Here is a 6,761-nt window from a genome sequence, read left to right on the forward strand (position 1 = left end):
ACTTCACAGCCGATTTTTGCTAGAAAACCATGCCAGAAGCCTTATGTTTCCTATGTTTTTTGTCTATTGTCTATTTGCAAACGTACCCCTCTGTTAGATACCGAGGGGTTTTACCTGCTGGCGTGGCTGACGCCACACCAGCAACGGCTAGTCCGTGCCGTCGCCTTTCGCTTCGCACGTCGCCGTCCCGTCCTGCCTTGCTTGTGCAAGAGAGCCGATAGTCTGCAAAAAATCATGTCCTTTCGGGACTAAAGGCGTGTAAAACTCACTGATAACACTTGTTCCCACATCACAATAGCCACGCCCCCTTGATACGCTTCTGGAAAAACTGCTTTTTCACATCTGAACCAAACAGCATACCGTAACCTAATTCGCTGATACGCCCAAGTCCCACACGGAAATTGAAGTTATCTCTGATACCGTCCGAGAAATACTTTGCGTCTGGACGCTGGCGAGGGCAACGATAAGGAAATAACCTGCTTGTCGCCCTAACATAACGATTTTCTTTAACTGGCTAAGTAGGCTCACGCTTTCTTTTGTCCCCAGCATTTCAAAAAACGCCACATATTCATCAAAGATAAGAAAGCAGGGTGGCAGTCCCAGATAGGCGTAGTTTTCGCCCGTCTTATAGTTCGGGTGTCGCTTCATTTCCTCACTTCGCTGTACCATGCCCTCATAAAAGGCATTGACGCAATCTATCATTTCTTCTTTGGTGTGATACACATTTCCCATAACTGTCCCTAAGTCTGCAAGGTCAGCGTTCTTCGGGTCTAAGATATAAAGGACAGCGTTGGTATGCAGTAAGGCTTCAATGAGCGTCAGCAGAAAATAGGTTTTACCGCCACCAGTCCCACCAGCAATCAGAGCATGAGGGAGTGCGTCATATTCCCAGACAAGATTTTTCATCAGTCTAAGACAGCCGTTTTCTGCCCGTACTTCATCAATGGTAATGCGGTTCGCTATCATATCATAAAGCAGGGTATATTCGATATAGCCGTCATGCAGGGTCTTGTCGGTCAGCTCACAATACAAGCCACTTTCCAATTTATCCTCTAACCGTAAAAGCTGGTCTTGATATTTTCCTAACGTAATTTCACAGCGGATATGAAGAAGTCCTTTTTCCATTTGATAATAAATCTTTGGAAACCAGACGATTTTTTCCCTTGATCTGCTTTGCAGGTCAGTAAAAAAACCGCTGTCTTGTACGGTATCGGCTTCATACCACTTATTTTCCAGTATCATTCTTGCCAGCTTTTGACGGTGCAGTAGCTTCTTGAAACTGTCGTAACAGAAGCGGTAATACCCAAAAGCGACCAATGCACAAACACCAGTCGCTATCAATATGGTTATGAAGTTGTAAGGGGAAAGCGTCAAGCCGTTTTCTAACAAGCTGAAATGCTCCCAGTCGGTACGCATGAGCTGTTTGCTATTCAGTAGCAGGAGAACTGCCACGAACACAAACAGAAGCGTCTCTATGGAAAAATGATAAACAAGGTGCTTGTCGCTGGCTCTGATACGGTGTCCTTTGTTCCAAATCTTACGCATAAATCAATCACTCCTTTCTGGGTATGAAAAAAGCAGTCAATCCTAAGACTAACTGCTTATATCATTATTCGTGTTTTTTTCCCAACAATATAGGTTGTTACTAACATTCCTATCAGCAAAATAATTATAGCTGGATGTTTTACAGTATTCCATAATGAAATGCCACCAACTAAAAAACTGATATAGCAAATAATAGGATATAGAATAGCAGTTCCTAATGTAAATACTCTAAATACTGTTAATACATATCCCCAGTTTGCATTATTAAAAGATAGCCCTGCCATGTGTATTCTGAAAATTCCTTGTGATACAAAATTAACTTTATTTGTATCATAATATGTCGGTAATAATTCTTTCGCAAAAATGCAAAGCCAACTTGCAAACAAAAGCATTAACAAAGATATATACAAACTATCTCCCATTTGTTCTATGGAAATTCCAGAAACAGTTAATAATATTGCCTCTATAACTACCACACCGATTGAGATAAGAAATGCAAATATCCAGTTCTTTTTTCGTTGATGAATTGTATCACGCAACGACAAGTCTAACGAGTTTACAACAAGAGTTTCTACCACATCACTATTTAATGTCTTGTTCTCTTTTAATTTTTCTCCTTGTAAAAGTTCTGTTACTGTAATACCAAGTATATCAGCAATAGGGATAAGTAATGTAACATTTGGCATACTGTTTCCACGTTCCCATTTACTAACTGTTTATCCGACACAAACAACTTATCTGCTAAGTCCTTTTGTGTCATTTGTTTTTCTTTTCGCACTTCGGCTAAAAATTGTCCAAATTTTTCATTGTTGATTTGATACATTTGTGCCACCTCCTATCGTTATTTTAACCATTTACGATAAGGTAGGCAATCTACTAACGGGAGAGTACCTCTATTTTTCTAACTTATGAGGAGAATTTTTATTTTTTCGGCTGTCCCTGCGGTGTATGGTTCTGTGGACTTCCTGCGTTCTGGTTTCCTTTATTCTTCAATACAATATCCTCTGCCTTTACATACCAGTCCACATCTGCACCCGTATAGGTCTTTCGTGATACCGTATCGGCTACGGGATTGACAAGTTCCACAACTGCATTGTACGGAAATTCTCTTAACGGTACTTCTGGCGGTACAGATACGGGGATAATTCCACCATGCAGACTGCACTTCAAATCATAGATACGCTTTTTAAGCTGGGTACTCGGTGTCCCGTCCTCATTCTGTAAGAACACATCACGCACTGCTGTAAATTTTAATTCTCCAAATGTTTTCTCTTTGTCAATAACAAATCCCGTTTGATAATCTCATAACTTCTTCACTCCTTTACTTTTCTTCAACTGCTACAATATCATCAGCAACTAATACATAATCGGTATGTCCCATATCCCCGATTGCGTAACCTCTGCCGTATAACTTCGGATTGACAAGTTTTACTTTCTGCTCATACTTGAACTTCTTTTCGCCAGCCTGCACGGGAATTTCTACCACAACATTTTCGCCTTTCTGTACGTCGGAATAAAGGTTATAGCTTCGTCTGGCTAAGACCCTGCGATTATTTTTATCTCTTTCAAAGACTGGCTCGCTTTCGCCTGCAAATTCAAGAGTTCCAAAAGACTGTGCCATATCTGGCACGACATATTTCATTTCCATATTGTTTTACCTCGTTTCTTTCTATATTTGATAAGTTTTTTAATTGTGATTTCTTATTCTGGCGGTTTGGGAAGTACCAGCAATCCCCCAGATAGTAAAGGGTAAAATCAATGCTTACGCACCCTTGACTATCCGTGTTCTTGCAGGTTGTTGGCAGACAAGCCAGAATAAGCAAAAATCTGCCGTTTGACAGCTTCGGCGGAGAGCGTGATTTTTCTTTCCTCATACCGTTACCGCCTTATGATTTCTTCATTTTACGGCGTTTGTAAAGATATGTTCCAGCCAGTCCACCAGCAGACGCAAGCAACATCACGATAAATGCCATTACATTTGTACTGTCGCCCGTTTTGGGACTGTCGCTAGGTCTGTTAGGCTTTTCCGGTGTCGGTGGTGTTTCGGGTTTCTCTGGTTCTTCTGGCTTTTCCTTAAAGGTAATCGTCTGTCCCTTATCCTCAATATCCTTATGCTCGGTAACTTTCTTCGGCTCGTCTGGATTGCTTAAATCGTATAATTCCTCAAAAGTTACAAGCTGTTTGCCGTCAAGAGAAGTAGCGTCAAACGTAAAAGCAACTTCCACTTTCATAGCTTCGCTGTCAGCAATAAAAGTGTAATCACTTTCCACACGTTTTCCATTGATAAGAAGTTCTGCATTTTCTTCTTTCAACATCTGCCAGCCCACAAGTTTGTACTGTGTACCGACTTCTAAGCCCTCTAAGGTTACGGTATCAATGATTGTAACGTCTTTTTCCTGCTTTAAGCTCTTTATTGCCGTCCTTATCGGTAACGGTAGTATGTATCTTGATGATACGCTCTGTGATAAGTACCGTTTGCCCGTCGTCCTCAATGTCCTTGTGTTCTGCAACTTTTACGGGTTCGTCTGAATTGCTGAAATCATATAATTCTTCAAAGGTAACAAGGTTTTTGCCACCTAAAGCAGACGCATTGAATGTATAGGAAATTTCCACTTTCATTTCTTCATCATCAGCGACAAAGGTATAATCGTTTTCTACACGTTTCCCGTCAATGATAAGCTCGGCGTTTTCTTCCTTTAACATCTGCCAGCCTTTGAGCTGATACTTTGTGCCTTTTGTAAGTCCGTCTAATTTGACAGTATCAACGATTGTAACCTCTTTTCCTGCAAGGATAGTCTTTTCGCCGTCTTTGCTGGTCGCTGTGGTATGAATAGAGATTTCTTTTTCGTATTCATCAGTCAGCGTTCCTAAATCAATCACAAGGTTATTTCTTGATACCACGATTTCAAAAGGTGGGATAAGTTCAAAGCCTTTGTTACTATCGCAACGCATTTCTTCAATGATATAGGTATCATAAGGTAATGCCCCCTTGCTGTCGTCTGGTTCAGAAGTCCCAAACCACACACCGTCCTCACTGGTCTTGCCTGCGTTTGTATTGTGCTTATGAGAAGCCCAGTCAGCAGAAGTGGAGAATTGCCCGTTATCATCAGTTACCACGACGTGATTTTCGCCCGTTGTCTTGCTTGTGATCCTAAAAGGAACATCAGCAAGACGCTTGTGTGTGCCTGCACCGATTTTTACACCCTCAATATCTCCACGCTTAATCTGATTATAGATAGAATGGGCTTTTTCGGTTAAGTCCACGATTTTTCCATTTTCTGTGATTGTAAAATCAATCGGCTTTGCACCGTCAGTTAAGTAACCGTTGGGAGCTTCACTCTCAACGATACGGAATTTTCCATAAGGTAAGAGGTCAGAAGAAGTAGAAGCGACACCCTCAATATCTGTACGAATTGTCTTTACCACTTCATTTTTCTTGTATAACTTGCCCTCAACCAATACTGCATTATCATTTAAGGAAATGATGTCAAAGGCAGTATCTTTCAAAGTGGCACTTCCTTGTGGCTTTGTATCGCCCGTTTCTAAATCTCGTTTCTGAATTTTGACACCGCCACGGATAACCTTGTCTGATACGGAAAACTGGTTACTTCCAGATAATACGGCAAGGTCGCCGTCCTCGGTAATCTGTGTTACATATAAGCCTTTTATCTGTTCGGACTTATCGCCAGCATCGCATATATGCACCCTCTAACAAGTAGCCGTTTGGAGCTTTTGTTTCTTCTACGGTTAGTGTTCCAAGTGGAAGAACCGCCTTGCCGTCCTGCATATAGAAGCTGTCGCCAGATACTTTGTATGTGTCCGCTAATTTTGTGATGTAATGAGTTGTCCCGTCGCTGTCTGTTTCAGCGATTGTCTTTGTAACCCATGTACGAGTAGCTTCGGCAGGGAGATTGTCTTTATTGTAGAAGCCAGCATAATACTTCCATGTAAATTCCGCACCTGCTAAAGAAGCGTTCCCTTGCGGATTGTCTTTCTGTGTTTCCATATCAATCTTGAAAAGCTCAATCAAAGTGTCCGTTACTTTTGGCGTATCTGATACTTTCAAAATTGCTGTCTTTCCAACTTCAACCTTTAAGGAATATACAGTTTTATCCACTTTATATCCTGCTGGTGCGTATAATTCCTTGATATAGACTGTGCCTGCTTTTACCTCTGCAATATCTGTGTTTCCGTTTTCATCAGTCGTAAGGGTGGCAAGCTGTTTTGTGCAGTCTTTATCAGAAAAGACACCGTATGTTGCACCTGCAATATAGTAATTCCCATTACCGTCGGTAATGCTGGTATTACTGGAAGTCTTTTGTAGTTTTGCATTTCCGACATTCAGTTTCGCCCAGAATTGTCCTAATTCCTGCCCCTCGCCAGAGTAGATATAACCGCCACATTCATAGCGTCCTTTATTTTCTTTGACAAAGGCTTTTGCACCAGAGAAAACTTCGTCCTGCGTAGCCTTTTGAATTTCATCATAAGAAGCTCGCACGTTATCACATTGCCAGCCAAGATGTACGCTCAATCTCTGCCAGACAACACATTGTTCCAACAGATAGAGTTGCTTGTAGTTCAGTTCCTTGTGAGCTTCGCCATACTGTTTGACATACTCTAAGGATAACGCCACATCTGAAATCTGGTCGGTACTCATGCGTGAGCTTGCGTCAGCTCTGGTCTTGTAACCATTTTTGAAATCTGTATTGATGTCGATACAATAGGCAGTTTCGCCCTCAACTTTCATATAGCCCTCATTGAATGTCGAACCGATAGAACCGTCATTCATTACTTTTTCAATGATACCGACACGCTCTGCACTTTCCGTCCAGTATTGCTTGCTTTCTGCATGAACGGGTGTAGTCGGTAAAGAAGTAACGACAGTTGCAAGAGCTAAGAAGCCCGTACACAATCGTTTCCATGTCTTTTTCATAGTTTAATGCTCCTTTCATTTTTGGTAATAAAATAGCCGTCCAATAAGAACGGCTGGAAATAGAAAAGGAACGTCATTTTAGGCGTTCCATAGTCTATAAGTTATTCAATTTTTTCTTGTTTCAATACTGATGTGCTGTACCATATCTTTGCATATCTAGGAAAACTTGCGTATCAAGGCTCATTCGTTAGTAGTAAATAAGTAGTAAATTGATGTGTTTGTTTCCTTGAAAATGCTGATAGATACTGTGTTTTAGCGGATAATCAGATTTTTATTGTGTTTT

Annotated in this window: 2 protein-coding genes and 4 pseudogenes; all 6 read right to left on the reverse strand. The window is 41.1% G+C overall.

The genetic code is table 11. The features are described 5' to 3' along the window. Window positions 1–147 precede the first annotated feature (147 nt). The 6 genes and pseudogenes from KI236_RS11400 to KI236_RS11420 all read right to left on the reverse strand — a co-directional run bounded on the left by KI236_RS11400 (window position 148) and on the right by KI236_RS11420 (window position 6,478). Window positions 148–1,545: pseudogene (locus tag KI236_RS11400) on the reverse strand (FtsK/SpoIIIE domain-containing protein). 56 nt (window positions 1,546–1,601) lie between these two features. After that, window positions 1,602–2,368 (reverse strand): annotated as a pseudogene (locus tag KI236_RS11405) (helix-turn-helix domain-containing protein). Window positions 2,369–2,466: 98 nt separating this feature from the next. After that, window positions 2,467–2,851, reverse strand: a pseudogene (locus KI236_RS11410) (YdcP family protein). Between the two features lie 15 nt (window positions 2,852–2,866). Beyond that, complete coding sequence (locus KI236_RS11415) at window positions 2,867–3,193, reverse strand: YdcP family protein (protein WP_005339720.1); 327 nt, start codon at window positions 3,191–3,193, stop codon at window positions 2,867–2,869. Beyond that, the gene (locus KI236_RS12335; RefSeq protein WP_016440371.1) at window positions 3,141–3,419 is read right to left on the reverse strand and encodes a hypothetical protein; all 279 of its coding nucleotides are present in this window, start codon (window positions 3,417–3,419) and stop codon (window positions 3,141–3,143) included. Before KI236_RS12335 ends, KI236_RS11415 begins: the two co-directional genes overlap by 53 nt. Before the next feature lie 12 nt (window positions 3,420–3,431). After that, window positions 3,432–6,478 (reverse strand): annotated as a pseudogene (locus tag KI236_RS11420) (SrtB-anchored collagen-binding adhesin). Window positions 6,479–6,761 lie beyond the last annotated feature (283 nt).

This window comes from Vescimonas fastidiosa (assembly GCF_018326305.1).
Lineage (GTDB): Bacteria > Bacillota > Clostridia > Oscillospirales > Oscillospiraceae > Vescimonas > Vescimonas fastidiosa.